The organism is Geodermatophilus sp. SYSU D00700 (assembly GCF_054050255.1).
Genome location: NZ_JBJGZA010000011.1, coordinates 25,446 through 50,871 on the forward strand (window position 1 = coordinate 25,446; position 25,426 = coordinate 50,871).

25 protein-coding genes are annotated in these 25,426 nt (G+C 75.8%); 8 read left to right on the plus strand and 17 right to left on the minus strand.

Annotated features, from left to right (window positions below; genetic code table 11):
• Nucleotides 1-127: 127 nt before the first annotated feature.
• Genes ACI79V_RS10660 through ACI79V_RS10670 form a run of 3 tightly spaced genes read right to left on the minus strand, consistent with a single transcriptional unit; the run spans nucleotide 128 to nucleotide 3,761 of the window.
• On the minus strand, nucleotides 128-1,576 hold the full coding sequence (locus ACI79V_RS10660) for a vWA domain-containing protein (protein ID WP_456889040.1): 1,449 nt from the start codon (nucleotides 1,574-1,576) through the stop codon (nucleotides 128-130).
• Nucleotides 1,576-2,463, minus strand: coding sequence for an AAA family ATPase (locus ACI79V_RS10665; RefSeq protein WP_456889041.1), 888 nt, complete (start codon nucleotides 2,461-2,463; stop codon nucleotides 1,576-1,578). Before ACI79V_RS10665 ends, ACI79V_RS10660 begins: the two co-directional genes overlap by 1 nt.
• A gap of 44 nt (nucleotides 2,464-2,507) precedes the next feature.
• Nucleotides 2,508-3,761 (minus strand): glutamate-5-semialdehyde dehydrogenase, encoded by a 1,254-nt coding sequence (locus ACI79V_RS10670; protein WP_456889043.1) that lies wholly within the window; start codon nucleotides 3,759-3,761, stop codon nucleotides 2,508-2,510.
• 65 nt (nucleotides 3,762-3,826) lie between these two features.
• Between ACI79V_RS10670 and ACI79V_RS10675 the strand changes: the two genes are divergently transcribed.
• Genes ACI79V_RS10675 through ACI79V_RS10690 form a run of 4 tightly spaced genes read left to right on the plus strand, consistent with a single transcriptional unit; the run spans nucleotide 3,827 to nucleotide 7,044 of the window.
• Complete coding sequence (locus tag ACI79V_RS10675; protein WP_456889044.1) at nucleotides 3,827-4,789, plus strand: metal ABC transporter substrate-binding protein; 963 nt, start codon at nucleotides 3,827-3,829, stop codon at nucleotides 4,787-4,789.
• Entirely contained in the window at nucleotides 4,786-5,592 is an 807-nt protein-coding gene (locus ACI79V_RS10680; protein WP_456889046.1) for a metal ABC transporter ATP-binding protein, read from the plus strand. Before ACI79V_RS10675 ends, ACI79V_RS10680 begins: the two co-directional genes overlap by 4 nt.
• Nucleotides 5,576-6,637 carry a metal ABC transporter permease gene (locus ACI79V_RS10685; RefSeq protein WP_456889047.1) on the plus strand — a complete coding sequence of 354 codons (1,062 nt, stop codon included), beginning with the start codon at nucleotides 5,576-5,578 and terminating at the stop codon, nucleotides 6,635-6,637. The genes ACI79V_RS10680 and ACI79V_RS10685 overlap by 17 nt, the downstream gene beginning before the upstream one ends.
• Nucleotides 6,634-7,044 carry a Fur family transcriptional regulator gene (locus ACI79V_RS10690; protein WP_456889048.1) on the plus strand — a complete coding sequence of 137 codons (411 nt, stop codon included), beginning with the start codon at nucleotides 6,634-6,636 and terminating at the stop codon, nucleotides 7,042-7,044. The genes ACI79V_RS10685 and ACI79V_RS10690 overlap by 4 nt, the downstream gene beginning before the upstream one ends.
• Here ACI79V_RS10690 and ACI79V_RS10695 read toward each other — a convergent pair.
• The gene (locus tag ACI79V_RS10695) at nucleotides 7,035-7,511 is read right to left on the minus strand and encodes a MarR family winged helix-turn-helix transcriptional regulator (protein WP_456889050.1); all 477 of its coding nucleotides are present in this window, start codon (nucleotides 7,509-7,511) and stop codon (nucleotides 7,035-7,037) included. The genes ACI79V_RS10690 and ACI79V_RS10695 overlap by 10 nt on opposite strands.
• 72 nt (nucleotides 7,512-7,583) lie before the next feature.
• Here ACI79V_RS10695 and ACI79V_RS10700 point away from each other — a divergent pair, with 72 nt between their 5' ends.
• From ACI79V_RS10700 to ACI79V_RS10710, 3 genes are read left to right on the plus strand one after another with little or no spacing between them, the layout of a single operon-like run.
• On the plus strand, nucleotides 7,584-8,240 hold the full coding sequence (locus tag ACI79V_RS10700) for a maleylpyruvate isomerase family mycothiol-dependent enzyme (protein WP_456889052.1): 657 nt from the start codon (nucleotides 7,584-7,586) through the stop codon (nucleotides 8,238-8,240).
• Nucleotides 8,237-8,542 (plus strand): hypothetical protein, encoded by a 306-nt coding sequence (locus tag ACI79V_RS10705; RefSeq protein ID WP_456889054.1) that lies wholly within the window; start codon nucleotides 8,237-8,239, stop codon nucleotides 8,540-8,542. Before ACI79V_RS10700 ends, ACI79V_RS10705 begins: the two co-directional genes overlap by 4 nt.
• A 33-nt stretch (nucleotides 8,543-8,575) precedes the next feature.
• Nucleotides 8,576-8,881, plus strand: coding sequence for a hypothetical protein (locus ACI79V_RS10710; protein WP_456889055.1), 306 nt, complete (start codon nucleotides 8,576-8,578; stop codon nucleotides 8,879-8,881).
• A gap of 9 nt (nucleotides 8,882-8,890) precedes the next feature.
• Here the strand turns inward: ACI79V_RS10710 and ACI79V_RS10715 are convergent, their stop codons facing one another.
• From ACI79V_RS10715 to ACI79V_RS10755, 9 genes are all read right to left on the minus strand, one after another.
• On the minus strand, nucleotides 8,891-9,673 hold the full coding sequence (locus ACI79V_RS10715; RefSeq protein ID WP_456889057.1) for an isocitrate lyase/PEP mutase family protein: 783 nt from the start codon (nucleotides 9,671-9,673) through the stop codon (nucleotides 8,891-8,893).
• 24 nt (nucleotides 9,674-9,697) lie between these two features.
• A complete protein-coding gene (gene def, locus ACI79V_RS10720; RefSeq protein WP_456889059.1) occupies nucleotides 9,698-10,180 on the minus strand; it encodes a peptide deformylase in 483 nt (160 codons plus the stop codon).
• Entirely contained in the window at nucleotides 10,177-11,313 is a 1,137-nt protein-coding gene (gene proB / locus ACI79V_RS10725) for a glutamate 5-kinase (protein ID WP_456889061.1), read from the minus strand. Before proB ends, def begins: the two co-directional genes overlap by 4 nt.
• Complete coding sequence (obgE, locus tag ACI79V_RS10730; RefSeq protein ID WP_456889063.1) at nucleotides 11,310-12,800, minus strand: GTPase ObgE; 1,491 nt, start codon at nucleotides 12,798-12,800, stop codon at nucleotides 11,310-11,312. The genes proB and obgE overlap by 4 nt, the downstream gene beginning before the upstream one ends.
• Before the next feature lie 141 nt (nucleotides 12,801-12,941).
• Nucleotides 12,942-13,193 (minus strand): 50S ribosomal protein L27, encoded by a 252-nt coding sequence (gene rpmA, locus ACI79V_RS10735; RefSeq protein ID WP_456875602.1) that lies wholly within the window; start codon nucleotides 13,191-13,193, stop codon nucleotides 12,942-12,944.
• 7 nt (nucleotides 13,194-13,200) lie between these two features.
• The gene (gene rplU / locus ACI79V_RS10740) at nucleotides 13,201-13,512 is read right to left on the minus strand and encodes a 50S ribosomal protein L21 (protein ID WP_456875603.1); all 312 of its coding nucleotides are present in this window, start codon (nucleotides 13,510-13,512) and stop codon (nucleotides 13,201-13,203) included.
• A 195-nt stretch (nucleotides 13,513-13,707) separates the two neighbouring features.
• A complete protein-coding gene (locus ACI79V_RS10745) occupies nucleotides 13,708-16,788 on the minus strand; it encodes an Rne/Rng family ribonuclease (RefSeq protein WP_456889065.1) in 3,081 nt (1,026 codons plus the stop codon).
• A gap of 296 nt (nucleotides 16,789-17,084) precedes the next feature.
• Nucleotides 17,085-17,852, minus strand: coding sequence for a TIGR03936 family radical SAM-associated protein (locus tag ACI79V_RS10750; protein ID WP_456889067.1), 768 nt, complete (start codon nucleotides 17,850-17,852; stop codon nucleotides 17,085-17,087).
• Nucleotides 17,853-17,855: 3 nt separating this feature from the next.
• Nucleotides 17,856-19,784 carry a TIGR03960 family B12-binding radical SAM protein gene (locus tag ACI79V_RS10755; RefSeq protein WP_456889068.1) on the minus strand — a complete coding sequence of 643 codons (1,929 nt, stop codon included), beginning with the start codon at nucleotides 19,782-19,784 and terminating at the stop codon, nucleotides 17,856-17,858.
• Between the two features lie 116 nt (nucleotides 19,785-19,900).
• On the opposite strand from ACI79V_RS10755, the gene ACI79V_RS10760 reads away from it, so the two are divergent.
• Nucleotides 19,901-22,255, plus strand: coding sequence for a putative bifunctional diguanylate cyclase/phosphodiesterase (locus ACI79V_RS10760; protein ID WP_456889069.1), 2,355 nt, complete (start codon nucleotides 19,901-19,903; stop codon nucleotides 22,253-22,255).
• 73 nt (nucleotides 22,256-22,328) lie between these two features.
• Here the strand turns inward: ACI79V_RS10760 and ndk are convergent, their stop codons facing one another.
• Genes ndk through ACI79V_RS10780 form a run of 4 tightly spaced genes read right to left on the minus strand, consistent with a single transcriptional unit; the run spans nucleotide 22,329 to nucleotide 25,404 of the window.
• Nucleotides 22,329-22,739, minus strand: coding sequence for a nucleoside-diphosphate kinase (ndk, locus tag ACI79V_RS10765; protein WP_456875608.1), 411 nt, complete (start codon nucleotides 22,737-22,739; stop codon nucleotides 22,329-22,331).
• A 25-nt stretch (nucleotides 22,740-22,764) separates the two neighbouring features.
• Nucleotides 22,765-23,643, minus strand: coding sequence for a proline dehydrogenase family protein (locus tag ACI79V_RS10770; protein ID WP_456889071.1), 879 nt, complete (start codon nucleotides 23,641-23,643; stop codon nucleotides 22,765-22,767).
• Nucleotides 23,644-23,671: 28 nt separating this feature from the next.
• A complete protein-coding gene (locus ACI79V_RS10775; protein WP_456889072.1) occupies nucleotides 23,672-24,067 on the minus strand; it encodes a DUF4233 domain-containing protein in 396 nt (131 codons plus the stop codon).
• Nucleotides 24,064-25,404 carry a bifunctional folylpolyglutamate synthase/dihydrofolate synthase gene (locus ACI79V_RS10780; protein ID WP_456889075.1) on the minus strand — a complete coding sequence of 447 codons (1,341 nt, stop codon included), beginning with the start codon at nucleotides 25,402-25,404 and terminating at the stop codon, nucleotides 24,064-24,066. Before ACI79V_RS10780 ends, ACI79V_RS10775 begins: the two co-directional genes overlap by 4 nt.
• Nucleotides 25,405-25,426 lie beyond the last annotated feature (22 nt).

Sequence of the window (25,426 nt, forward strand, 5' to 3'; positions counted from 1 at the left end):
CCGGGGCCCGCGGTCACGCCAGCGGTCGGGCCCGGCGGTCGCGGGACACCCGGTCCCGGCCGGCCACCGCACCCGGCCACCGGGACCGGGCGCGTCGGTCCCGGGCCGGGCGCTCCCCCGGGGTGGCTCAGAGGGTGGTGACGAAGTCGGCCAGCTGGGTGGCGTTGCGGCACTCGACCATGTCGACGACCTCGCCGTAGCGATCGGCCGCCGAGTCGCCGCTGCCCCACAGCCGCCGCGGCTCGGGGTTGAGCCAGTGCGCCGAGCGGGCGCGGCGCACCAGGTCGGCCAGCACCGGCAGCCCCGGCTGGCGGTAGTTGGTCCGCCCGTCCCCGAGCACCAGCAGGGAGGTCTTCGGCCCGACGGCGGTCGGCCAGCGGTCGGCGAACACCTCGAGGGCGTTGCCGTAGTCGCTGTGCCCGTCGAAGGCCACGACGTCGGCCTCGCGCCCGATCCGCGCGATCGCGCCGGCGACGTCGGCGCCCGGGCGGAAGAACCGGGTCACCTCGTCGGTGGAGTCGACGAACGCGAACGCCCGCACGCCGGAGAAGTGCTCGCGCAGCGCCTGGGTGAGCATCAGCGTGAAGTGGCTGAACCCGGCCACCGAGCCGCTGACGTCGCAGAGCACCACCAGCTCGGGCTTGTGCACCACGCGCGGCCGGTGGTGGGTCACCACCGGCACCCCGCCGGTGCCCAGCGAGGCGCGCACCGTCCGGCGGAAGTCCAGCCGGCCCTCGCGGCCCATCCGCCGCCGCGCCGACAGCCGCGCCGCCAGCCGCCTCGCCAGCGGGGCCACCGCGCGGCGCAGCTCGGCGAGGTCGGACTGCTGCGCCCGCAGGAAGTCGACCTGCTCGGCCAGCGGCCGCACCGCGCTCCGCGCCACCCGCTCGCGGCCGCGCTCAGCGGCGCTGCGCCGGCGGACCTCGGCCTCCACCGCGGCCCGGAAGGCGGCCAGCCGCTCCCGCACGGTCTGCCGGGCCACCTGCTCGGCCAGCCCACCCCGGCCGCCCTCGCCGGGACCCCCGCCGAGCAGCCCGGCCAGCAGCTGGGCGACCAGCGTGTCCGGCGACAGCGCCCGCATCACCCGGTAGCCGAAGTAGGACTGCCCCGACGGCGAGGCCGGCGCCCGGCCGAGCTGCTCGACCGCCTGCCGGGCGAAGCGGCGCAGCGCCTCGTCGTCGCCCTCCAGCAGCAGCCGGGCCAGCTCCTCGCGCATCCGGTCGGCCAGGTCCCGCGGGTCGCCGTCGCCGTGCCCGTCGGGCAGGTCCAGCGTCAGGCCGTCGTCCCCGGACTCGTCGTCAGAGGAGGGGTCGCCGGGGTCGGCGGGACGGTCCGACAGCGGCCACCACAGGTCGAACAGCACGTCGTAGGCCGGCCGCTGCGACGCCCGCTGCAGCAGCACCGCCGCCAGCCCGTGCCGCAGCTGTTCGCGCTCGAGCAGGTCGACCACCGTGAGGATCTCCGCGGCGTCGACGGCCTGGCTGATCCCCACCGGGATGCCGGCCTCGCGGACCGCGCGCACGAAGCCGTCCAGGTGCCCGGCCAGACCTCCCGGGGCCGCCGACGGCGCGGACATCAGTTGAGCCGCAGCTCGGCGGCGGCGCGGTCCTGGTCGCTGGCGTGCTTGAGCACCACGCCCAGCGTCGAGCGGACCGCGGTCTCGTCGAGGGTGTCCAGGCCCAGCTCCAGCAGGGTCTGCGCCCAGTCGAGGGTCTCGGAGATCGACGGCGACTTCTTCAGCTCCATCGCCCGCAGCGCGCGGATGGTGCGCACCAGCTGCTCGGCCAGGCCCGGCGCCAGGTCGGGCACCCGCGAGAGCACGATCTCCCGCTCCCGCTCGGCCGACGGGTAGTCCAGCGAGAGGTACAGGCAGCGCCGCTTGAGCGCCTCGGACAGCTCGCGGGTGGCGTTGGAGGTCAGCACGACCGTGGGCCGGCGGGTGGCGGTCACCGTGCCGAGCTCGGGGATGGTCACCTGGAAGTCGCTGAGCACCTCCAGCAGCAGGCCCTCGACCTCGACGTCGGCCTTGTCGGTCTCGTCGATGAGCAGGACCGTCGGCTCGCTGCGCCGGATCGCGGTCAGCAGCGGCCGGGAGAGCAGGAACTCCTCGCCGAAGATGTCGTCGTGCACGGTGTCCCAGTCGGCGCCGTCCCCGCCCTGCGCGGCCTGGATGCGCAGCAGCTGCTTCTTGTAGTTCCACTCGTAGAGCGCCCGCGCCTCGTCGAGGCCCTCGTAGCACTGCAGCCGGATCAGCTCCGCGCCCGTCGCCGTCGCCAGGGCCTTGGCCAGCTCGGTCTTGCCGGTGCCCGCGGGCCCCTCGACCAGCAGCGGCTTGCCGAGGCGGTCGGCGAGGAAGACCGTCGTCGCGATCCGCTCGTCGGGCAGGTAGCCGGCGGTCGACAGCCGCTTGCCGACGTCGGCGACGGAGGAGAACTGCGGCGACTGCGTCGGCGGGCGGGGCATGCGGCTCCTCGGGGGGCGGCCCGGGCGGCCCGGGCGCGGGCGGGTCAGCGGGTGTGGCCGTTCCCGGTGACGACGTAGGTGGTGCTGGTCAGCTCGGGCAGCCCCAGCGGCCCGCGCGCGTGCAGCTTCTGGGTGGAGATGCCGATCTCGGCGCCGAAACCGAACTCGCCGCCGTCGGTGAACCGGGTGGAGGCGTTGACCAGGACGGCGGCGGCATCGACCCCGGCGGTGAACGCCGCGATCGCGGTCGCGGAGTCGGCCACGATCGCCTCGCTGTGCCCGCTCCCCCACCGCGCGATGTGGTCGAGCGCCGCGGGCAGGTCGTCGACGACGCGCACCGCCATGTCCATCGACAGGTACTCGGTGGCCCAGTCCTCGTCGGTGGCCGGGACGACGGCGTCGTGCGCGGCGCGGGCGCCGTCGTCGCCGTGCAGGGTCACGCCGGCGTCGGCCAGGGCGGTGAGCAGTCGCGGCAGGAACGGCACGTCGCGGTGCACGAGCAGCGTCTCGGCGGCGTTGCAGACGCTCACCCGGTGGGTCTTGGAGTTGAGCACGACCGCCTCGGCGACGGCGGCGTCGGCGGAGGCGTCGACGTAGACGTGGCAGTTGCCGACGCCGGTCTCGATCACCGGCACCTGCGCCTCGCGGACCACTCGCTGGATGAGCGAGGCCCCGCCGCGCGGGATGACCAGGTCGACGTGCCCGCGCGCGGACAGCAGCTCGCCCACCGAGGCGCGGTCGGCCGGGAGCAGCTCGACGGCGCCCTCCGGGAGACCGGCCTTCTGCCCCGCCTCGGCCAGCACCGCGACCAGCGCGGTGTTGGTGCGGTACGCCGACGCCGAGCCGCGCAACAGCGCCGCGTTGCCGCTCTTGAGGCACAGGCCCGCCGCGTCGACGGTCACGTTGGGCCGCGCCTCGTAGACGATGCCGACCACGCCGAAGGGCACCCGCACCTGCCGCAGCTCCAGCCCGTTGGGCAGCCGGGAGCCGCGGACGACGTCACCGACGGGGTCGGGCAGGGCGACCAGCTCGCGCAGCGCCCCGGCGACCCCGGCCACCCGCCCGGCGTCCAGCCGCAGCCGGTCGAGCACCGACGCCGGGGTCCCGTCGGCCGCCGCGGCCTCGACGTCGAGCGCGTTGGCCGCCAGCACCTCGTCGGTGCGCTCGACCAGCGCGTCGGCCATGGCGGCGAGCGCGGCGTCCTTCACATCGGTGGGCAGCGTGCGCAGTACGCGGGCGGCGGCGCGGGCGCGCAGGACGGCGGCCCCGATCAGCGGCAGCTCGACGGCGTCGGACACGTCCCGGAGGGTACGCGCCGCCCCTCCTCCCCGGGCACGTCCCGACTCGTGTGAGAATGGTTCTCATGACCAGGACCGCGGTGCGAGTCGCCGCCGCTGCCGCGACCGCTCTCCTGCTCGCCGCCTGCGGCTCCTCCGACGGTGACGAGGCTGCCGCCGCCGAGGACGGCGTCCGGGTGCAGGCCGCCTTCTACCCCCTGCAGTGGGCGGCCGAGCGGGTCGGCGGCGACCGGGTGGACGTCGCCTCGCTCACCCCGCCCGGCGCCGAGCCGCACGACCTGGAGCTCACCCCGCAGGACGTCGCCGCGCTGACCGAGGCCGACCTGGTCGTCTACCTGGAGGGCTTCCAGCCCGCCCTCGACGACGCGGTCACCGAGGCCGGCGACGCCGCCTGGGACGCCGGACAGGCCGCCGACCTCTCGCTGACGACCGAGGCGCACGAGCACGAGGGCGAGAGCGAGGAGGAGCACGCCGAGCACGCCGACGAGGAGCACACCGGCGATGAGGTCACCGACCCGCACTTCTGGCTCGACCCCACCCGCCTGGCCGACGTCGGCGACGCACTGGCCGACCGGCTCGCCGAGGTCGACCCCGACGGCGCGGACACCTACAGGGCGAACGCCGAGGCGCTGCGCGGCGACCTCGAGGCCCTCGACGCCGAGATGCAGGAGGGGCTCGCCGACTGCGCGGTCACCACGCTGGTCACCGGCCACGACGCCTTCGGCTACCTCGCCGACCGCTACGGCCTGGAGGTGGTCGGCGTCAGCGGGCTGAGCCCCTCGGCCGAGCCCACCGCCGAGCAGCTGGCCGAGATCTCTACGCTGGTCCGGGAGCGCGGCGTGACGACCGTCTACACCGAGACCCTCGCCGACCCCGCCGTCGCCGAGACCGTCGCCGAGGAGGCCGGTGTGCAGACCGCCGTCCTCGACCCGATCGAGGGCCTGACCGACGAGTCGGCCGGCGACGACTACCTCGAGGTCATGCGGGCCGACCTGGCCACGCTGCAGGAGGGGCAGGGCTGCGCGTGACCGACCTCGCGCTCCGGCTGGCCGGCGCCACCATCGGCTACGGCGACGTCGCGATCGTCCGCGACGCCGACCTGACGGTGCGGCGCGGCGAGGCGGTCGCGGTGCTCGGCTCCAACGGCTCGGGCAAGACGACGCTCTCCCGCGGCCTGCTCGGCCTGGCCACCGTCCTCGGCGGCACCGTCGAGGTGCTCGGCGCCCCGGTCGGCCGCCAGCGCGAGCACGGCCGCATCGGCTACGTCCCCCAGCGGCACACCGTCAGCGGCGCGATGCCGGCCACCGTGCGCGAGGTGGTGGGCGTGGGCCGGCTGCCCCGGCTGGGCCTGTTCCGGCGGCCCGGCCCGCGCGACCGGGCCGCGGTCGCCGAGGCGGTCGACGCCGTGGGCCTCGCCGACCGGCTCGAGGACCCGGTGGCCGCCCTGTCGGGCGGCCAGCAGCGGCGGGTGCTCGTGGCCCGCGCGCTGGCCGCCGAGCCGGAGCTGCTGGTCATGGACGAGCCCACCGCCGGGGTCGACGCGGCCAGCCAGGCCGCGCTGGCCGCCGTGCTGGCGCGGGTGTCGGCGGCGGGCACGACCCTGCTCGTCGTGACCCACGAGACCGGGCCGCTGTCGGGCGTGCTCACCCGCGCGGTCGTCGTCGACTCCGGGCGCCTGACCCACGACGGCCCGCTCGCCGCCGTCGGCCCGGTGGCCGGCGCCGACTGCCACCACCCCGACGAGGCCGCGGCCCCGCCGGTGCGCGGGTACCGGCTCGACCAGCCGCGGCCTGCCCCCGACGCGGTCCGCGTGCGTGACGGGAGCCGCTGAGGTGGAGCTGCTCGAGTACGGGTTCATGCAGCGGGCGCTGCTGGCTTCGCTGATGGTCGGCCTGGCCGCGCCCGCCGTCGGGGTCTTCCTGGTGCAGCGGCGGCTGTCACTGCTCGGTGACGGGCTGGGCCACGTCGCGCTCAGCGGCGTCGCCGTCGGTGTGCTCACCTCCACCGCGCCGGTGGGGACGGCGCTGGTCGCCGCCGTGCTCGGCGCGGTGCTCATCGAGCTCGTCCGCGCCCGCGGCCGCACCAGCGGCGACGTCGCGCTCGCCGTCCTGTTCTACGGCGGCATCGCCGGCGGCGTCGTGCTGCTCTCGCTGGCCCCGCGCGGGCAGGCGACCAACCTCGACGCCTACCTCTTCGGCGCCATCACCACGACGACCGGCGCCGACGTCGCCGTCTTCGCCGTCATCACCGTGGTGGTGCTGGCCGTCGTGTGGCTGCTCGGGCAGCGGCTGTACGCGGTGAGCGACGACGAGGAGTACGCCCGCGCCGTCGGCCTGCCGGTGCTGGCGCTCAACGTCGTCCTGGCCGTGCTGGTCGCCTCGACGGTCGTGCTCTCGATGCGGGTGGTCGGCCTGCTGCTGATCAGCGCGCTGATGATCCTGCCCAGCGCCATCGCCCAGCTCGTCGCACGCAGCTTCCGCAGCACGCTGTACCTGGCCTGCGCGATCGGCGTCGTCGTCAGCGTCTCGGGCACCGCCGGCTCCTACTACACCGGCACCCCCTCGGGCGGCACGATAGTGCTGCTGGCCATCGCGCTGTTCCTCGTGGTCACCGCCGGGGCCGCGCTGCGCGAGGCGACGGCGCGGCGGCGGCACGTCCGCCGGGTCGAGGTGCACGCCGCCCACCCCCACGAGCACGGCGAGGGCTGCGGCCACCGGGCGGTACCGCACGGCGACCACCTCGACTACGACCACGACGGGCACCTGCACGCGCCGCACCGGACCGGAACCGGCACGCACTACGACGAGCACAGCGGCCACGACCACAGGGACCACGACCACACGGCGACGCCCCCGGTGGGGACGGAGCGGCCGTGAGCGCCCCCGAGGTCCCGGTCCGCCGGCAGACACGGCAGCGGACGGCGGTGCTGACCCTGCTCGACGAGCTCGACGGCTTCCGCACCGCGCAGGACCTGCACGCCCTGCTCCGCGAGCGCGGCGACGCCGTCGGCCTGGCCACCGTGTACCGCGCGCTGCAGGCACTGGTCGACGACGGCCTGGTCGACGTGCTGCGCGGCGAGGACGGCGAGGCGGCCTACCGGCGGTGCTCGCCCGTGCACCACCACCACCTGGTGTGCCGGTCCTGCGGGCTCACCGTGGAGGTCGCCGACCCGCCGGTGGAGCGCTGGGCCGCCCGGGTGGCCGCCGAGCACGGCTTCGCCGACGTGCAGCACCAACTGGAGGTGTTCGGCACCTGCGGCCGCTGCACCCCCGCTCAGCGGTAGGGGTCGGTCACCTCGCGCAGCCGGGTGAGCGCCGCGCGCAGCTGGGCCGTGGCCTCCTCGCCCAGGTGGGCGGTCCACTCCGCCTCGACCTCGGCCTCCACCCGGCGGGCGATCGCCACCAGCTCGTGGCCCCGCTCGGCGATCTGCACCAGCCGGGCGCGGGCGTCGGTCGGGTCGGGCACGCGACGCACGTAGCCGGCGCGCTGGAGCTGGTCGACGAGGTGACCAGCGGTCTGCTTGGTGACCAGCGCCTGTGCGGCCAGGTCGGTCAGCCGGGTCCCGGCCGGGCCGATCCGGGCTGCGACGCGCGCCTGGGCGAGGGTGAGGTCGCCGTGGCCCTCCGCCGCCAGTGCCGCGAGCACCCGGGCCTCCATCGCCCGGGCCGGGTAGAAACACAGCAGGGCCAGGTTCTGGTGGTCCCGACCGCGGCTGTCACCGTTCTGCCGGACCTCGTCGCGCAGGCTCACGATCCCCCTTGACGGTAGTCAGATGTTCTGACTGAATAGTCCGATCATCTTACCAATGCCGAGGGGGCCGCCGTGGACCTCGACGACGTGTGGCGCACCATCGACGCCCAGCGCTCGAGCCTGGCCGACCTGTTCGACGACCTGTCGCCGGCCGAGTGGGAGACACCGTCCCTGTGCGACGCCTGGCGGGTGCGCGACGTCGCCGCACACCTGACCCTCTCGCAGACGCGACTGCGGGAGGCGATCGTGCCGGCGATCCGGGCCGGCGGCAGCTTCGACCGCATGATCCGCGACTCCGCGCTGCGCGTCGGCCCGCTCCCCGCCGACGAGTACGGCCGGCGGATCCGGGCGATGCTCGGCTCCCGGCGGCGGGTGCCGTTCGTCAGCCCGGTCGCGCCGCTCCTCGACGTCCTGGTGCACGGGCAGGACGTCGCCGTGCCGCTGGGCCGTGAGCGGCCGGTGCCACCGGCCCCCGCGGCTGTGGCGGCGCGGCAGGCGTGGGACCTGCGCGTGCCGTTCCGGGCGCAGCGGCGGCTGGCCGGGCTGCGGCTGCGGGCCACCGACAGCGACCTCGTGCTGGGCGAGGGCGCACCCATCGAGGGCACGACCGGCGACCTGCTGCTGCTGGTCACCGGACGCACCGCCACGCTGCACCGGCTCTCCGGCGAGGGCGTGCACCGACTGCCGGCGGCGACGGGCCGCCGGGAGGACACGAGGAGGACGACATGACCCTGGGCGTGATCACGGACGTGTCCGCACCCGTGGAGGCCTACGACGCGGTGCACGCGGTGATGCTCCAGAAGACCGGCCCGGCCGTCGACGGCCTGCTGCTGCACCTGGCCCGGCCCACCGCGGGTGGCTTCCAGGTGATCGACGTGTGGGAGTCGCGGGAGGCCTACGAGCGCGGGATCCAGGAGATCGTCGGCCCGGCGTCCCTCGAGGCGCTCGGCGGCCATGAGCCCCCGCCCAGGGTGGTCACCGAGTTCGAGGTCCGCGGCCTCGTGCTGCCGAAGGCCGGCGTCGCCGTCTGACCGCACGCCTCCCGGCCCGACGAGAAGGACAGGATGACCTGGGCGGTGGCCACGGACCTGTCCGAGGCGGTGGAGCTGTACGACACCGTGCACCGGCTGCTGCTGGAGCGCACCGGAGGGGTCGTCGACGGCCGGCTGGTCCACCTGACCCGGCCGACCGCCGACGGCTTCCGGATGACCGAGGTGCGGGAGTCCCGCGAGCAGTACGACCGCTACGGCCGCGAGGGCATCGGGCCGCTGGTCGCGGAGGTCCTCGCGGGGCGGCCGTGGCCGACCGTGGTGGTCACCCCGTTCGACGTCCGCGGCCTGGTGGTCCCGGCGGGCGTGGCGGCCCGCTGAGGCCCGGCGTCAGTTGAGGGCGCGGGTGCCGGGCGGCAGGACGCCGCCGCCGACCATGTCGACGACGGCGTCCTGCAGCGCGGTCAGCGCGACCCGCTGGGTGAACGGGCCGGTGGAGACGCGGGCGACGCCGAGCTCCTGCATCTCGCGGGCCGGGAGCGACGCGCCGGGGACGCTGATGAGCGACAGCCGGTTGCGCCCCAGGCCCTCGACCACCTCGGCGATCTCGTTGCGGTCGACCAGCCGCGGCACGAAGACCACCGGTGCGCCTGCCTCGAGGAACGCCTTCCCGCGGCGGATCGCCTCGGCGACCAGCTCGCCGCGTTCGGCCTCCTTCGGAGCGCGGACGAAGGCGTCGGTGCGGGCGTTGAGCACGAAGTCGATGCCGGCGTCGCGCCCGGCCCGCAGCACGGCCTCGACGGCGGCCACGGCCTCGTCGAGCGGCTTCATCTGGTCCTCGAGGTTGCCGCCGACGACGCCCTTCTCGATGGCCCGCCGCGCCGTCTCGCCGGCGTCGCCGTAGCCGGCCTCCATGTCCATGCTCACCGGCAGGTCCACGGCGGCAGCGATCCGGCCGACCATGTCCAGGTGCAGGTCGAGCGGGATGTTCTCGCCGTCCTCGTAGCCGAACGTGGCGGCGATGCCGTGGCTGGCGGTGGCCAGCGCCCGCACGCCGTCGGTGGCGGCCACCACCTGCGCCGAGACCACGTCCCACACGTTGGTGAGGACCAGGATCTCGGGGGCGGTGTGCAGGTCGAGCAGGGTCCGGGCGCGGGTCGCGAGGTCGGTCACGGCTCCCGACCGTACGGCTGGCGTCTAGCGGGACCGCAGTGCGCGCAGGGCGCTCTTGCGGGGCTCGCCGGTGAGCCGGTCGAGGAAGACCTTCCCGTCGAGGTGGTCGACCTCGTGCTGCAGACAGCGCGCCATCAGCCCCGAGCCCGACAGCTGCAGCGGCTCGCCGTGCACGTCGAAGCCCTCGACGACGGCGTGCATCGCCCGCACGGTCGGCGCCCAGATGCCGGGGATGGACAGGCACCCCTCGTCGCCGTCCTGGGTCTCCTCGGACAGCTCCACGATCCGCGGGTTGACCAGGTGGCCGATCTCGCCGTCGACGTTGTAGCTGAACACCCGGGCGCTCACCCCGATCTGCGGGGCGGCCAGCCCGGCGCGGCCGGGGTGGTCGACGGTCTCCACGAGGTCGCGCACCAGGGCGGCGAGCTCCTTGTCGAAGGCCCGCACCTCGTCGGCGGGCGTGCGGAGCACGGGGTCACCGAGCTCGCGGATGGGGCGGATCGTCACCCGGGCAGTCTCCCAGCCGCCCGCGGGCGCCCGACCAGCACCATCTCGTCGCGGTGCACGACCTCGCGCCGGTACTCCGGGTCCAGGTCGGGGGTGCGCCGGCCGAGCAGCCCGGGCAGCTCGCGGGCGTCGTAGGCGACCAGCCCGCGGGCGACGACGGCGCCGTCAGGCCCGACCAGCTCCACCGGGTCGTCAGCCAGGAAGTCGCCGTCCACGCCGGTGATGCCGGCGGCCAGCAGCGACGCCGACCGCTCGCGGACCGCGCGCACCGCGCCCTCGTCGAGCAGCAGCCGCCCGCGCGGCCGGCTGGCGTAGCGCAGCCAGAACTGCCGGCCCGAGGGACGGCGGCCGGTCGGCGCGAACAGCGTGCCCACCCGCTCCCCCGCCAGGGCCGCGGCCGCCTGCTGCGTCGAGGTGACGACGACGGGCACGCCGGCGCCCGAGGCGATGAACGCCGCCTCGACCTTGGTCGCCATGCCGCCGGTGCCCACCCCGTTGCGCCGGGCGGTGCCGAGCGTGACCGCCGCGAGGTCGCCCGGGCCGCCGACCCGGTCGACCAGCCGCGCCGGGCCGGTGCGCGGGTCGCCGTCGTAGACGCCGTCGACGTCGGAGAGCAGGACCAGCGCGTCGGCGGCGGCCACGTGCGCCACCAGCGCCGCGAGCCGGTCGTTGTCGCCGAAGCGGATCTCCTCGGTGGCGACGGTGTCGTTCTCGTTGACGATCGGCAGGACGCCGAGGGTGAGCAGCCGCTCCACCGTCTGGCGGGCGTTGCGGTAGTGGCCGCGGCGGGTGAGGTCGTCGGCGGTGAGCAGCACCTGCCCGACGACGATGCCGTGCCGGTCGAAGGCGTCGGCGTAGGTCTGCACCAGGCGCAGCTGCCCCACGCTGGCGGCCGCCTGCGCGGTGGCGAGGTCACGAGGCCGGCCCTCGACGCCGAGCGGCGCGAGGCCGGCGGCGATCGCGCCGGAGGACACCAGGACCACCTCCCGGCCCGCCGCCCGCACGGCGGCGAGGACGTCGACCAGCGCGCTCAGCCGCGCGGGGTCCAGCCCACCGGGCAGCGTGGTCAGCGACGACGACCCGACCTTGACCACGACCCGGGCGGCGCCGGCGATCTCCGGGCGCACGGTCACGCGCCGTCCCCGGGCAGGTCGTCGTCGGGCAGGTCGTCGTCGGTCCAGGTCTCGGTGAGCTCGTAGGGCGTCCGGCGGGCCTTCTTGGCCGCCAGCCGCTCGGCGGCCCGCACGCGGTGCGGGGCGTCGATGCGGCTGTCGGTGCCCCGGCCGCCGAGGCCCGCGGTCTCCTCCGCGAGCGGGGTGCCGGCGGGCAGGCTGGGCTGGAAGTCGAAGGCGACGTCGCCGATGACGACCGTGTCGCCCTCCTGAGCGCCGAGCCGGGCCAGCTCGTCCTCCACGCCGAGGCGGTTGAGCCGGTCGGCGAGGAAGCCGACGGCTTCGTCGTTGGTGAAGTCGGTCTGCCGCACCCACCGCTCGGGCTTGACGCCGCGGACGACGAACGTGGTCGCGTCGTCGGGGTCGGGGGTGACGGTGAACCCGGAGTCGTCGACCGCGCGCGGCACGACGGTCACCCGGGCGGGCTCGGGCGCCGGCAGCGTGGCCCGGTAGCGCTCGACGGCGGCGGCCAGCGCGTAGCCGAGCTCGGGCAGCCCCTCGCCGGTGGCGGCGCTGACGGGGAACACCTGCAGCCCGCGGGCCTCCAGCGCCGGGCGCACCAGGTCGACGAGCTCCCGCCCGTCGGGCACGTCGATCTTGTTGAGGACGGCGAACCGCAGCCGGCCGACGAGGTCCTCGCGGTACTGCGCGAGCTCGTGCTGCAGCGCGTCGATGTCGCTCTCCGGGTCGCGGCCGGGCTCCAGGGTGGCCATGTCGACCACGTGCACCAGCACCGCGCAGCGCTCGACGTGCCGGAGGAACTCCAGGCCCAGCCCGCGGCCCTCGGACGCGCCGGGGATGAGCCCGGGGACGTCGGCCATCGTGAACACGGTGTCGCCGGCCCGGACCACGCCGAGGTTGGGCACCAGCGTGGTGAACGGGTAGTCGGCGATCTTCGGCCGGGCCGCGGACATCGCCGCGATCAGCGAGGACTTGCCCGCCGAGGGGAACCCGACCAGGCCGACGTCGGCGATGCTCTTGAGCTCGAGGACGGCGTCGAGGGCCTCCCCGGGCTCGCCGAGCAACGCGAAGCCCGGCGCCTTGCGGCGGGGGTTGGCCAGCGCGGCGTTGCCCAGGCCGCCCTTCCCGCCCTGGGCGAGCACGACCCGGGTGCCGGCACCGACGAGGTCCGCGATCACCTCGCCGTCGGGGGTGCTGACGACGGTGCCCTCGGGGACCCGCAGCACCCGGTCCTCGCCGTTGGCGCCGTTGCGGTGGCTGCCGGCGCCGGGGCGGCCGTTGCCGGCCTTCTGGTGCGGGCGGTGGTGGAAGTCCAGGAGGGTGTGGACGTTGGGGTCCACCTCGAGGACGACGTCCCCGCCGTTGCCGCCGTTGCCGCCGTCGGGGCCGCCGAGCGGCTTGTACTTCTCGCGGTGCACGGACGCGACGCCGTGACCGCCGTTGCCCGCGGTGACGTGCACGACGACGCGGTCGACGAACGCGGCCATGTCTGCTCTACCTGCTCACTGCCTCGGGAACGCCACGAGCGCACGGGCCGGCCGGCCCGTGCGCTCGTAGGTGACGTACTGGAACGGCCCCCTTGCAGGGGCCCGCGCCGAGCCTGCGAGGCGCGGGGGGCGAGGCGGTCCTTAAACCGTCGTGATCGAGACGGTCTTGCGGCCGCGGCTGGTGCCGAAGGTGACCGCACCGGGCTGCAGCGCGAACAGCGTGTCGTCGCCGCCACGGCCGACGCCCAGGCCCGGGTGGAAGTGGGTGCCGCGCTGGCGCACGATGATCTCGCCGGCCTTGACGACCTGGCCGCCGAAGCGCTTCACGCCGAGGCGCTGGGCGTTCGAGTCGCGGCCGTTGCGGGAGGACGAGGCGCCCTTCTTGTGTGCCATGTCGTCGTCAGCCCTTCGTGATGTCGCGGATGACCACGTCGGTCAGCGGCTGACGGTGGCCCTGACGCTTGTGGTAGCCCGTCTTGTTCTTGAACTTGTGGATGCGGATCTTCGGGCCCTTGCCGTGGCCGACGATCTCGCCGGTCACGGTCACGCCGGCCAGCGCCTGCGCGTCACTGGTGACGGTCTCGCCGTCGACCAGGAGCAGGGCCGGGAGGGTGACGGTGTCGCCCGCCTCACCCGCGAGACGGTTGACCGTGAACCGGTCGCCCACGGCCACCTTGTGCTGCCGGCCACCGGCCTTCACGACTGCGTACACCACTGAACTCCTCGATCGCTGCTGTCAGTCCCGCGAATCGTCCCCGAGCGCACCCCGGCGCGGGCGCCGGGTGCTGGACGGGCCGCACCGCCTCCTCGACCCCGGGGCGGAGCCCGGTCGGGGCGGTGCAACCCGACCAGCGTACCCGAGCGGCCGGGACGGGGTCGAACGCGGCCCCGGCCGCTCCGGGTGCTGCTAGCTCGCCGGCGGGCCGGCCGGGCGGCTGGCGGCGCGGCGGCGCCGCGGGCGCACGGCGCCGGCGACCGCACCGGCACCGTTGCCTGCGGCCCCGCCGTCGGCGGGGTCATCGTCGACCGGGCCGGGGTCGTCGACGCCGGCCCCCGGTGGCAGCGCCTCGTCGTCGTCCCCGGGGACGGGACCGGCGGCCGGCTCCTCGGCGACCGGCTCGTCGGCGACCGGCTCGGTGACCTCTCCGCCGGGCACCTCGGCGCCGATCTGCACCGTCACCTCGACCTCGGGGGCCTCGGCGGCCGTCACGGCCGGCTCGGTGGCGGGCGCCTCGGCGGCGTCGGCCCCGGCCGGTGCGTCGTCGGCGGGCTCCGCGGTGGTGTCCTCCGCGGCCGGGTCGGCACCGGAGGCGACGGCGAGCACGGCGGCGTCCTCGGCGGCCCGCTCCTCCCCCGACTGCCCGCGGTTGCGCCGGCCACGGTTGCGCCGGCCGCCGGAGCGCTGCCCGTCACCGGGGGTCGCGTCGGCGTCGGGGCCGGACGACTCGGTCGCGGCGGCCTCGACCGGCTCGCGCTCGGCCTCCTTGCGCTCGGCCTCCTTGCGTTCGGAGTCCGGCTTGCGCTCGTCCCGGCGGCCCGCGTCCCGGCGGCCGCCGTTGCCGCCGCCGGAGCCGTTCCCGCCGGAGCTCCCGCGGCGCTTCTCGTCCACCGGGTCGGTGTGCACGAGGACGCCCCGGCCGCGGCAGTGCTCGCACGGCTCGGAGAACACCTCGAGCAGGCCCTGCCCGACCCGCTTGCGGGTCATCTGCACCAGGCCCAGCGAGGTCACCTCGGCCACCTGGTGCTTCGTGCGGTCGCGGCCCAGGCACTCGGTGAGCCGGCGCAGCACCAGGTCGCGGTTGCTCTCGAGCACCATGTCGATGAAGTCGATGACGATGATGCCGCCGATGTCGCGCAGCCGGAGCTGGCGGACGATCTCCTCCGCCGCCTCCATGTTGTTGCGCGTGACGGTCTGCTCGAGGTTGCCGCCGGACCCGGTGAACTTGCCGGTGTTGACGTCGACGACGGTCATGGCCTCGGTGCGGTCGATGACCAGCGAGCCACCCGAGGGCAGCCACACCTTGCGGTCGAGCGCCTTGGCCAGCTGCTCGTCGATGCGCAGGTCGCGGAAGACGTCGCCCTCGCCGGTGTGCCGGGTCAGCCGGCCGGTGAGCTCCGGGGAGACGTGCGCGACGTAGGCCTCGACGGTGTCCCACGCGTCGTCGCCCTGGACGACGAGCTCGGTGAAGTCCTCGTTGAAGACGTCGCGGATGACCCGGATGGCGAGGTCGGGCTCGCCGTAGAGCAGCGAGGGGGCGTTGTTCGACGACGACGCCTTGGTCTGGATGACCTCCCACTGCGCCTTGAGCCGGGCGACGTCGCGGGTGAGCTCCTCCTCCGAGGCGCCCTCCGCGGCGGTCCGGATGATGACGCCGGCGTCCTCCGGGACGATCGTGCGGAGGATGTCCTTGAGCCGCTGCCGCTCGGTGTCGGGCAGCTTGCGGCTGATCCCGGTCATCGAGCCGCCGGGCACGTAGACCAGGAACCGGCCGGGCAGGTTGACCTGCTGGGTGAGCCGGGCGCCCTTGTGGCCGATCGGGTCCTTGGTGACCTGGACGAGGACCTTGTCGCCGGACTTGAGCGCCTGCTCGATCGAGCGCTGCTTGCCGGTGAGGCCGGCGGCCTCCCAGTTGACCTCGCCGGCGTAGAGGACGGCGTTGCGACCCTTGCCGATGTCGATGAACGCCGCCTCCATGCTGGGCAGCACGTTCTGCACCCGGCCGAGGTAGACGTTGCCGGCGAAGGACGTCGCCTGCGCCTGCGTGACGTAGTGCTCGACCAGGACGCCGTCCTCGAGGACCGCGATCTGGGTGCGCTCACCGCGCTGGCGGATGACCATCCGGCGCTCCACCGACTCGCGGCGGGCGAGGAACTCGGCCTCGGTGAGGATCGGCGCGCGGCGGCGCCCGGTGTCGCGGCCCTCCCGGCGGCGCTGGCGCTTGGCCTCCAGCCGGGTGGAGCCGGTGACGCCCCGGACGTCGTCATCGCTGGTCGCGCGGCCGTTGCGGCCGGCCCGCTCCGGGCGGTCGTCGTCGTCCTCGGCGCCGGACTCGGCGGTGGCCTCACCGCCACGGCGGCGGCGACGGCGCCGGCGGCGGGTGCCCGACCCGGCCTCGGCGTCGGCGCCCTCGTCCTCGGTGTCGGTGCCGTCCTCGCCCTCGGTGTCGGCGTCCTCGGTGGCGTCGGCGTCCTCGTCGTCGGTGTCCTCGTCGGAGGCCCGGTCGCCGGACTCCTCGTCGGCGTCGTCGCCGGTGCGGCCCCGGCCGCGGCCCCGGCGGCCGCGGCGGCGACGCCGGCTGCCGCCGCCGGCCTCGTCGCGGTCGGCGTCGTCGCGGTCGGTCTCGTCGGCGTCGGTCTCGGTGTCGTCGACGGCGTCCTCGGCGAGCCCGTCCTCGGGGGCGACGGTCTCGTCGGCCGGGCCCTCGGCGTCCGCGGACCCGCCGCGGCGGCGGGACCGACCGCGGCGCGAGCGGGGCGCGGGCGCCTGCTCCTCGTCCTCCGCCGGCGGGCCGGCGTCCTCGACCTCGGGGGACTCGGGCAGCGGCCGGCGGCTGCGCCGGCGGGGTGCGGGCGCGACCTCGGCCTCGGGGGGCGCCACGAAGCTCACGAACGCCGGGGCCACCGGCGCGACCGGCAGCGGGGGCGGGGCAGCCACGGGGTCGGCCGACCCGGCGGGGCGGGTGGCCCGGCGGCGGGGCCGGGCGATCACGGCGGTGGGCTCGGGTGAGCTGAACTGCGCGCCGAACGGCGCCGGCAGCGTCTCCTCGGGCTCCTCCTCGGCCTCGGGTCCGGGGGGAGCCTCGGGCTCGGCGGGAGCCTCGGCCTGCTCGTCCACCTCGGGGAGCGGCTCGCCGGCGTTCTCGCCGTCCGCCGCCTCTCCGGTGAGCACCTCCGCGACGGCGGCGGAGTCGCCGGCGGAGGTGTCCGGGGCGGGGGTGCCGTCCGTGCTGGTCGTCTCGCTGGTGGTGTCGTTGTCCTGGTCGGCCACGAGGGCTCGCCTCCTGTGTGGTGCTCCCGGGCGCCGGTCCCCTCGGGGACAGGCGGCCGCGCAGGAGCACGGGTTGGGCGGGCCGGGCGACCGCTCGGGGTGCGGCGGCGTGCTCGGCTCGCGAAGTCTGTGTGGTCGGTCCCGGTCGGCGGTGGCCGCGGTCGGGACCGGACTGCAGGTGGTGCGGTGGTGCGGTGGTCCGGGGTGGTGCCGGTGGTCTGGGCTCGTGCCGGGCGGGGCGCGTCACGTCTGGCAGCCGTGCCGCTCGACGGCGCGGTGGCGCCCGGGGTCGCCGGTCAGACCGCGGCGTGCTCCCCCTGGCAGCGGGTGCGCGCCGCTCGGTCGGGACCGAGCGGATCGGCCACGGTCCCGTTGTCGTCGAGCCGGCCCTGCGCCTCACGCACGGCCCGTGGGGGCGACGGCGGGCGCAGGTCGGCGACGGCAGCGAGAGCGGCCACCACGTCGTCGGGTCGAACGGCGGGCGTCACCTGCCGGACGACCATGTGCAGTATGGCACGTCCTGCCGCACCGCCCGCGGACGCCGAGGCCACGGGACCCCGCGCATCGACGTCCCGCAGGCCGTTCTTGGTGCGCTTGGCCACCGTGACCTCGTCCCGCGCGAGGAACGCGGCGAGCGCCGCGGACAGCTCGGCGGGCTCGATCCCGGGCAGCTCGACGCTCCACCGGGCGGCGTCGATCCGGTCGGCCAGCGACCCACCGCCCTCGGCGGCCTCGACGCACTCGAGGACGTCGATGCCCGGCGGCAGCGAGTCGTCGAGGGCCGCCCGGACCTGCTCGGGGTCACGCCGCTCGGCCAGGCCGATCTCCAGGTACTCCGCCTCGCTGGCCGCCCCGGTCGGCGCCGCCCCGACGTAGCTGATCTTCGGGTGCGGGGTGAAGCCGGCGGAGTAGGCCATGGGCACCCGCGCCCGGCGCAGCGCCCGCTCCAGCGCGCGGGCGAGGTCGCGGTGGGAGGCGAAGCGCAGCGGACCGCGCTTGGCGTAGCGCAGCCGCAGCCGCTGCACGGTCGGCGGCGGAGGCGGGCCCTCCGGGGAGCGGGCCACCGGTCAGCGCCCGACGACGGTGAGCGGCAGCAGGCTGCGCCCGGTGGGGCCGATCTGGATCTCGGTGCCCATGGTCGGGCACACGCCGCAGTCGTAGCAGGGGGTCCACCGGCAGTCGGCGACCTCCTCCTCTGCCAGCGCCTCCTGCCAGTCGTCCCAGAGCCACTCCTTGTCCAGCCCGGAGTCCAGGTGGTCCCAGGGCAGCACCTCGTGCTGCGTGCGCTCGCGGGTGGTGAACCAGTCGAGGTCGACGCCGAGGGCGCCGAGCTCCTCGGCGGCCGCGGCGGTCCAGCGCTCGTAGGAGAAGTGCTCGCTCCAGCCGTCGAACCGGCCGCCGTCGCGCCACACCCGCTCGATGACCCGGCCCACGCGGCGGTCACCACGGGACAGCAGCCCCTCGATGACGCCGGGCTTGCCGTCGTGGTAGCGCAGGCCGATCGAGCGGCCGATCCGGCGGTCGGCGTTGATGGCCTGCCGCAGCACCCTCAACCGGTGGTCGATGGTCTCCGCGCTGGCCTGGCCGGCCCACTGGAAGGGCGTGTGGGGCTTGGGCACGAAGCCGCCGATGGAGACGGTGCAGCGGATGTCCTTGCGGCCGCTGGCCTCCCGGCCGGCGCGGATGACCTCGACGGCGAGCTCGGCGATCTCGAGCACGTCCTCGTCGGTCTCCGTGGGGAGCCCGCACATGAAGTAGAGCTTCACCTGCTGCCAGCCGTTGGCGTAGGCGGTGGTGACCGTGCGGACCAGGTCCTCCTTGGACACGGTCTTGTTGATCACCCGGCGGATCCGCTCGCTGCCACCCTCGGGCGCGAAGGTCAGCCCGGAGCGCCGGCCGTTGCGGGACAGCTCGTTGGCCAGCGTGACGTTGAAGGCGTCGACGCGGGTGCTGGGCAGGGACAGCCCGGTGTTGGTGCCCTCGTAGCGGTCGGCGAGCTCCTTGGCCACCTGGGCGATCTCGGAGTGGTCGGCGCTGGACAGCGAGAGCAGCCCCACCTCCTCGTAGCCGGTGGCGCGCAGGCCCTGGTCGACCATCGAGCCGATGCCGGTGATGGTCCGCTCGCGCACCGGACGGGTGATCATCCCGGCCTGGCAGAACCGGCAGCCCCGCGTGCAGCCGCGGAAGATCTCCACGCTCATCCGCTCGTGCACGCTCTCGGCCAGCGGCACCAGCGGCGTCTTCGGGTAGGGCCACTCGTCGAGGTCCATCACGGTGCGCTTGCCGACCCGCGCCGGGACGTCGTCGCGGGTGCGGGACACCGCCGCGATCGCGCCGTCGGGACCGTAGGAGACGGCGTAGAAGCGCGGGACGTAGACGCCGTCCACGCGGGCCAGCCGGGCCAGCAGCTCCTCGCGGCCGCCGGGGCGGCCCTGCTCCTTCCACGCCCTGACGACGTCGGTGATGTCTCCGACGGCCTGCTCGCCGTCGCCGAGGACCGCGCAGTCGACGAAGTCGGCGATCGGCTCGGGGTTGAAGGCGGCGTGCCCGCCGGCGACAACGACCGGGTGGGTCTCGTCGCGGTCGGCCGCGTGCAGCGGGATCCCGGCGAGGTCGAGGGCCTCGAGCAGGTTGGTGTAGCCGAGCTCGGTCGCGAAGCTCACCCCGAGCACGTCGAAGTCGCGCACGGCGCGGTGGGCGTCGACGGTGAACTGGCCGACGCCGTGCTCGCGCATGAGCGCGGCGAGGTCGGGCCAGACGGCGTAGGTGCGCTCGGCGAGGGCGTCGGGGCGCTCGTTGAGCACCTCGTAGAGGATCATGAGGCCCTGGTTGGGCAGCCCCACCTCGTAGGCGTCGGGGTACATCAGCGCCCAGTGGACGGCGACGTCGTCCCACGCCTTGACCTGCGCGTTCAGCTCGCCGCCGACGTACTGGATCGGCTTCTGCACCTGGGCCAGCAGCGGCTCGAGTCGGGGGTAGAGGCTCTGTCCGGTCATGACCGGTCCAGGGTAGACGCGCCGTCCCCCGGTGCCGGACCCGTTCGCCGAGCTGCAGCACTCCGTCACTGCACCTAAACTCGCCGTGACCGACGGGGGCGTCTGCGAGGGGGACCATGACCCAGCCGGCCGGGGCCACCGGTGTGCTGCGGGACGCCGACGGCGTCCTCCCCACCCGACCCGGCGGCGGGTCCTGGCTGACCCTCCCCCCGGGGCGCGTGATGCCCGCCGAGCAGTGGGCCGCCCACCACGCGTTCGTCCTGCGCACGCTCACCGTCCTGCTGGCCGCGGTGCCGGTGTACGCGCTGGTCCGGGGCGCCGGTCCGGTGTCGGCGGCCCTGCACACCGCTCCCCTGGCGGTGCTGGTCCTGCTCGCGGGGGCGCCGGCCCTGCGCCGCAGCACCCGGGCGGCCGCCGCGGCCCTCGCGCTCATGACCGCCGCCGCACTCGCCGTGCAGCTGTCCTCCGGCGCCACCGAGGCGCACTTCCTCTTCTTCGCGCTGCTGCCGCTGGCCGCCCTCTACGCCGCCCGGGCGCCGTTCCTGCTCGCGATCGCCTTCGTCGGCGCGCACCACCTCGTGCTGGGCACCCTGGTGCCGCACGCGGTGTTCGAGCACGACGTCGCGCCGCTGCCCATGGCCCTGCTGCACGCCGCCTTCGTGCTGGTGGAGAGCTGGGCGTGTCTGGTGGCCTGGCGGCGGTTCGACGACCGGCGCGAGGTCGTCGAGGCGCTGGTCGCCGAGCGCACCGCGGAGCTCGCCGCCCAGCGCGACGAGCTGGCCCGGCTGGCCGCCGTCGTGCAGACCACCGACGACGCCGTGGTCACCACCACCACCGACGGCACGATCACCAGCTGGAACCCCGGCGCCGAGCGGCTCTACGGCTGGTCGGCCGCCGAGATCGTCGGCCGGCACGTCTCGCTGCTGTCGGCCGGCCCGCCGCTGCCGGCGGACCTCACGAGGCTGCCTCCCGGCAGCCACGAGCGGCGGCACCGCCGGCGGGACGGCTCGGCCTTCGACGCGCTGGTCACCTTCTCGCTCATCCGGGACGACGACGGGCGGCCGACCGGCGTCGCGGGCATCGCGCGGGACATCACCGGGCGCAAGCGCAGCGAGGCCCAGGCGCACGCGGCGGCCCGTCAGCTCGAGCAGCAGGCCGGCGAGCTGGCCCGGCTGGCCCTGCACGACCCGCTCACCGGGCTGGCCAACCGCGCGCTGATGCAGGACCGCCTCGAGCATGCCCTCGCCGACCGCCGCGCCCGCCGGCACGCGGTGCTGCTGCTCGACCTCGACGACTTCAAGGCGGTCAACGACGACTACGGGCACGAGGCCGGTGACGCGGTCCTGACCGCGGTCGCGCGGCGGCTGGAGTCCAGCGTGCGCCCGGCCGACACCGTCGCCCGCCTCGGCGGCGACGAGTTCGTCGTGCTGATGGAGGACGTCGAGGGCCGCCGCGACGTCGTCACGGTGGCCGAGCGACTGCTGCGGACGCTGCGCGAGCCCGTGGCGTGGGGCGACGAGCGCTTCACCGTGGGCGGCAGCGTCGGCGTCACGCTCACCGACGCCAACGACCGCCGCGGCATGGAGGACCTGCTGCGCGACGCCGACCTCGCGATGTACGTGGCCAAGTCCGGCGGCAAGAACCGGGTGCGTGTGTTCGAGCGCGGGATGCGCGAGGAGGTCGCCGCGCAGGACGAGCTGGTGCGCGACCTCCGCGCCGCCGTCGACGCCGGCGAGCTGCGGGTGCTCTACCAGCCGCAGGTCGACCTGCGCACCGGCGCGGTCACCGGCGTCGAGGCGCTGGCCCGCTGGCAGTCGGGCAGCCGGGGGCTGGTCGAGCCGGCCGGCTTCATCCCGGTCGCGGAGGCCGCCGGGGTCATCGACGCCATCGACGACTGGGTCATCCGCGAGGCGTGCGGCCAGCTGCGGTCGTGGGACGCGGCGGGCCTGCCGGAGCTGCGCATGGCGGTCAACGTGTCCCCGCGCCGGCTGGCCACCGGCGACCTCGCCGTCTCGCTGGCCGGTGCCGCGCGCGCCGCCGGGGTCGACCCCGGCCGGCTGGAGATCGAGGTCCCCGAGGCGGTGGCGTCCGGGCCCGACACCGCGGCCGGCATCCGCGACGTGCACGCGCTGGGCGTGCACGTGGTGATCGACGACTTCGGCACCGGCTCGTCGTCGCTGGCCCGGCTGCGGGACCTGCCGCTGCACCGGCTGAAGATCGACCCGTCCTCGGTGGCGCGGCTGGCCGCCGGGGCGGCGGGCGGGTCGCTCGCCGACGCCGTCATCGCGCTGGGCAACAGCCTGGGCCTGGAGGTCGTCGCCGAGGGCGTCGAGCAGCCCGGCCAGCTCGCCGCGCTGCGCGCGCTGGGCTGCGGCGTGGCCCAGGGGCACCTGTTCGGCGCCCCGGTGCCGGCCGCGGCCGTCGAGCGGATGGTGCGCGCCGGCCGCCCGCTCATCGGCGCCGCCTGCTGAAGGACCCCCTCGCCCCCCACCACTCGCAGGCTCGTGGCGGGCCCTACGAGGGGGCCAAAGGGCCTCGCGCCGGCTAGCCCAGGTCGGGGAAGAAGAGCCCGATCTCGCGCGCGGCGGACTCGTCGGAGTCCGAGCCGTGCACGATGTTGGACTGCACCTCGAGGGCGAAGTCGCCGCGGATGGTGCCCGGTGCGGCCTTCACCGGGTCGGTGGCGCCGGCCAGGGCGCGGAAGGCCTCGACGGCGCGCGGCCCCTCGACGACGAGGGCCAGCAGCGGGCCGCCGGTGATGAACTCGACCAGCGAGCCGAAGAACGGCTTCTCGCGGTGCTCGGCGTAGTGCTGCTCGGCGACCTCGCGGGGCAGCGTGCGCAGCTCGGCGGCGACCAGGCGCAGGCCCTTGGCCTCCAGCCGCGAGACGACCTCGCCGACCAGGCCGCGGGCGACGCCGTCGGGCTTGACGAGGACCAGGGTGCGATCAGTCACGGGGCGGCAGCCTACGGGACGCCGGTCAGGCGCCCCGCGACTCGGCGACACGCCGCATCCAGTAGCGGAACCAGTCGGAGCCGTAGGGGACGTAGACGCGCGTCGGGATCCCGCGGCGGGCCAGGTCGTCGAGGACGTCGGGCCGCACGCCCAGCAGCTGCTCCACGGTCACCGGCCGCCCCGCCAGCAGGAGCAGCGCCTCGCGCAGCCGCCCGTCGTGGGTGGCCATCGACCAGTCCGCCCCGCGCTCGGCGAGGCGGGCGCCCAGCCGGAGGTAGGCGACGTCGGTGGGCTCCCCGTAGCGGTGGACCCCCGCCCGCTCGACGTAGGCCCCCTTGACCAGCCGGACGTGGACGCCGGCGGTGACGAGGGCGTCGGCGTCCTCGGGTGAGCGCCGCAGGTTGGCCTGGACGGTGGCGCCGAGCCGGTCGGCCAGGCCGCGGCCGGCGACGGCGAGCACGCAGGACAGCACCGCGTCGGTGCGGGCGGCCTCCTCCGCGCCCACCTGGATCCGCCGCCCCGGCGGCAGGGTGCCCGCGACGGCGGCGAGCCGGTCGGCGGTGCCGGCCGGGTCCGTGTCGAGCGCGAGGTGGCTCAGGTCGACCGCGAGCCACGTGTCGGCCGGCGGGCCGGGCAGGGCCGCGGCCAGGGACAGGTACTCCTCGACGACCCGCTGGGCGACCGCGACGTCGGCGACGTGCTCACCGAAGAGGTCGACGCTCACTCCCCGGCCGTCGGCGAGCAGCCGCCCGGTGACCGCCAGCGCCTCCTCGCGGGTGCGGCCGGCCACGTAGCGGGACGCCGCCCGCCAGCCGAGCCGCTCGCCGGCCGGCAGCGCGCGGACGGCGCTCTCGAAGCGCGCGCTGGTGGCCAGCCGGAACAGCACCGCGCGGTCGAGGCCCACCCGGTCACCCTGCCAGAGCGCGGGCGGCTCAGACCGGCGGCGGGGCGTCCTGGTCAGGCGGCGCGGCCGGCTCGCGGAACGGCGAGCCGAGCAGCTCCTTGCGGATCTGCAGCAGGTAGAGCCAGATGAGCACGAAGACGCCCCCGACGAACCACATGGCGCCGTCGATGAGGCCGGTGAGCAGCAGCGGGACCTGCAGCGCGGTGCCGATCTCCAGCCCGCGCGGCCGCCGCTGGATCCCGCTGGCCAGCACCAGGAGCACGGCGAGAACGAGCAGGACCGTCAGGCGGGCCCCGCCGAGACCGGCCTCGGTCTGGGCGATCGCCCGGGGCACGAACAGCACCGCGATGCCCTCGAGGAGCAGCACGGCCGCGGCGGCGCCGCGCAGCGCCCGCCCCGCCCGGACCGGGTCGGGCGCGGTCACGGCTTCCCGCCCAGCACGGTGCGGGCCTCGCCGGCGGTGACCACGCTGCCGGTGACGAGCACGCCCGAGCCGCCGAGCGCGTCGTCGGGACCGGCCTCGGCCAGCTCGACCGCCTCGGTGATCGCCTCGGGCAGCCGCGGGGAGACGCTGACCCGGTCGGCGCCGAAGACGTCGACGGCCAGCGCGCCCAGCTCGTCGGCCGGCATCGCCCGGGGCGAGCCGTTCTGGGTGACCACCAGCTCGGCGCAGACGGTCTCCAGCTCGCGCAGCATCCCCTCGACGTCCTTGCCGCGCACGCAGCCGACGACGCCGACCAGCCGGGTGAAGTCGAACGACTCCCGGATCGCCTCCACGGTGGCGGCCATGCCGGCGGGGTTGTGCGCGGCGTCGACCAGCACGGTGGGGCTGGTGCGCACCCGCTCGAGCCGGCCCGGGGAGCGGACGGCGGCGAGGGCGGCGCGCACGGTGTCGACGTCGATCGGGCCGGTGGCCGCGCCCGCGCCGAGGAACGCCTCGACGGCGGCCAGCGCGGTGACGGCGTTCTGCGCCTGGTGCGCGCCGAACAGCGGTAGGAAGAGCTCGTCGTACTCGCCGCCGAGGCCTTGCAGCCGCAGCTGCTGCCCGCCGACGGCGACCTTGCGCTCCAGCACCCCGAACTCGGTGCCCTCGCGGGCGACGACGGCCTCCACCTCGACGGCGCGGCGCACCAGCGCGTCGAGGGCGGCCGGCTGCTGGTGGGCCAGGACGGCGATCGCGTCGGCCGTGATGATCCCGGCCTTCTCCCCGGCGATCGTGCCGACGTCGGGGCCGAGGTACTCCGCGTGGTCGAGCGCGACCGGGGTGACGACGGCGACCCGCGCGTCGACGACGTTGGTGGCGTCCCAGGTGCCGCCCATGCCGACCTCGATCACGGCGACGTCGACCGGGGCCTCGGCGAAGGTCGCGTAGGCCATGCCCACCATGACCTCGAAGAAGCTCATCGGGTGCTCGCCGGCGGCGTCGACCATCTGCACGTAGGGCGCGATGTCGGCGTACGTCTCGACGAACCGCTCGGCGCCCACCGGCTCGCCGTCGAGCACGATCCGCTCGCGTACCGACTGCAGGTGCGGGCTGGTGAAGCGGCCCACGCGCAGGCCGAAGCCGCGCAGCAGCTCGTCGACGATCCGCGCCGTCGTCGTCTTGCCGTTGGTGCCGGCCACCTGGACCACCGGGTAGGCCCGGTGCGGGTTGCCCAGCAGGTCGACCAGGGCCGCGATCCGGGTGAGCGAGGGCTCCAGCCGGGTCTCCGGCCAGCGGGCCAGCAGCTCCTCCTCGACGCGGGTCAGGTCGCTGCTCATCCTCCCCAGGATGCCAGCCGGG